1 protein-coding gene and 1 pseudogene are annotated in these 1,643 nt (G+C 63.3%); both read right to left on the minus strand.

Annotation, left to right across the window (positions count from 1 at the left end; genetic code table 11):
* A partial coding sequence (locus WBM93_RS14295) for a cisplatin damage response ATP-dependent DNA ligase (RefSeq protein ID WP_424432538.1) occupies positions 1 to 1,210 on the minus strand: 1,210 nt, incomplete at its 3' end.
* Positions 1,210 to 1,643: pseudogene (locus tag WBM93_RS14300) on the minus strand (ligase-associated DNA damage response exonuclease); the annotation flags it as partial. The gene WBM93_RS14295 and the pseudogene WBM93_RS14300, both read right to left, overlap by 1 nt.

A 1,643-nucleotide genomic window follows, 5' to 3' on the forward strand; every position in this document is an offset into this window, starting at 1 on the left:
AATCGGCGTTCAGCGGATCGCGCTTCCACTTGTACCAGTGGCCGGTCACCCGGCCGGCCAGATAGGCACTGTCCCGGCGTTTCAGCATCACCCCTTCGATCGCCGCTTCGCGGGTTCCGGCGCGCATCGCTTCGAGCGCGGCAAAATCATCGACAGCGACCACCGCCGACAGATCGAAATGTTCGGGATGGAGCCTCGGCACAAAGGCTTCGAGCCGTTTGCGCCGCCGATGCCAGGGCGACAGGCGCAGGTCGTCATCACCATCCACCAACAGGTCATAGATCCGGACAAAGGCCGGAAACTCCTGCCGCATTTTTTTGGACACGGTCTTGCGGCCCAGCCGCTTCTGCAGGGCGTTGAAACTGGCCGCCTCGCCGCCCTGATCGGTGCCGCGCACCAGCAGTTCGCCATCGATCACCCCGTCGCGATCAAAGGCCTCGACAATATCGGGGAACGAAGCACTGATATCATCGCCGCCGCGGCTGTAGAGCCGGGTTTCTCCGCCGAGATGCACCGCCTGCACCCGGATGCCGTCCCACTTCCATTCCACCGCATATTGACCGAGATCGAGGTTGTCGCCTTCGAACGGGTGGGACAGCATGAACGGCCGGAAGAACGGCGTCGCGGAAAGGTCCGGACGTTCGCCGCCCTGTTCCGCCCATTGAAACAGCGCGTCATAGGGGGGATCGAGCGCGTGCCAAAGTTCCTCGACATCGTCGAGCGGCACATCAAACGCCTGCGCAAACGCCGTCTTCGCCAGCCGCGCCGATACCCCGACCCGCATCCCGCCAACCGCCAGTTTGAGCAACGCATAGCGGCTGTTTGAATCCAGACTGTCGAGCAGCGATGCCACAATATCGGGAGCGGTCGTGCGATTGGCGGCGGACAGCGATTGCACGACTTGGTCGATCGACGGGTCTTTCTCTTCTCGCCCCTCTTCCTCCGGCCAGATCAGCGCCACCGTTTCAGCGGTATCGCCTACATGATGACGCGACAGGCGAAACAGTTCGGGATCAATCCGGGTGCCAGCAAGATTGCGAATGGTCGCGGACTTTACCGCCGGGAAATCCAGACTGTCGGTCAAAGCCGCCAGCGCCCATCCGCGATCGGGATCTTCCGTCTCCCGCAAATAGGCGGAAATCGCCGCCAGCTTGGCATTGCGCGATCGCGTGTAGATCAGACTGTCGATAAGGGCCGCGAACCGCCGCATCAGCCGTCGTCCCCTTCTTCGCGCCCGACCATCGCCAGCGCCCGCGCCTTGATCTGGTGGAGCTCGCACCAGCGCAGCAGGCCGTCTTCGCTGCCGTGGGTGATCCAGGTTTCCTTCGGCGCCAGTTCGCGGATCGTGCCGGTCAGTTCGTCCCAGTCGGCATGATCCGAGATGACCAGCGGTATCTCGACCCCGCGCTGCCGCGCCCGCCCGCGCACCCGCATCCAGCCGGATGCCATGGCGGTGACCAGACTGGGCAGCCGGCGGCTCCATTTGTCGGTTAGCGCCGACGGCGGCGCGATGATAATCTGTCCGCGCATCTCGTCCTTGGGCGTGTCCATCACCAGCCGCAATTCGCCGAGCGATACACCAAGCTCTTCATAGAGTTCGCACATTTTTACCTGGGCGCCGTGGAGATAGAGCGGCTTGTCCC

Source organism: Parasphingorhabdus sp. (genome assembly GCF_049667325.1).
Classification (GTDB): Bacteria; Pseudomonadota; Alphaproteobacteria; order Sphingomonadales; family Sphingomonadaceae; genus Parasphingorhabdus.